This window comes from Tritonibacter sp. SIMBA_163 (assembly GCF_046535935.1).
GTDB classification, from domain to species: domain Bacteria; phylum Pseudomonadota; class Alphaproteobacteria; order Rhodobacterales; family Rhodobacteraceae; genus Epibacterium; species Epibacterium scottomollicae.
The window spans coordinates 1-263 of sequence record NZ_JAWJBP010000630.1 but is presented as its reverse complement, the minus strand read 5'-3'; the positions used below and the strand labels follow the sequence as shown (position 1 = coordinate 263).

The 263-nt window shown below is 70.3% G+C and carries 1 protein-coding gene; it reads left to right on the top strand.

Going from position 1 to position 263, the window contains the following annotated elements:
- A partial coding sequence (locus R0J92_RS23830) for a sodium-dependent bicarbonate transport family permease (protein ID WP_411053496.1) occupies positions 1-263 on the top strand: 263 nt, incomplete at both ends.

Genomic DNA, 263 nt, shown 5'->3' with positions numbered 1-263 from the left:
CTTCACCCTGATGCGCCTCGCCACCGGCCTTGGCCGGACCGATGCGGCGGCCGTGGCCGCGCACTACGGCTCGATCAGCGTCGTCACGTTCGTGGCCGGCAGCCAATTCGTGTTGATGTCCGGGCTTGGCTATAGCGGCAGCATGGTGGCGGTAATGGCCCTGATGGAAACGCCGGCCATCGTCGTCGGCCTGGTGCTGGCGAGAGGCGGTGGGGCACCGCTTGCCCCGTCGCGGCGGCGCGCCGCCCGGCGCAAACTGATCC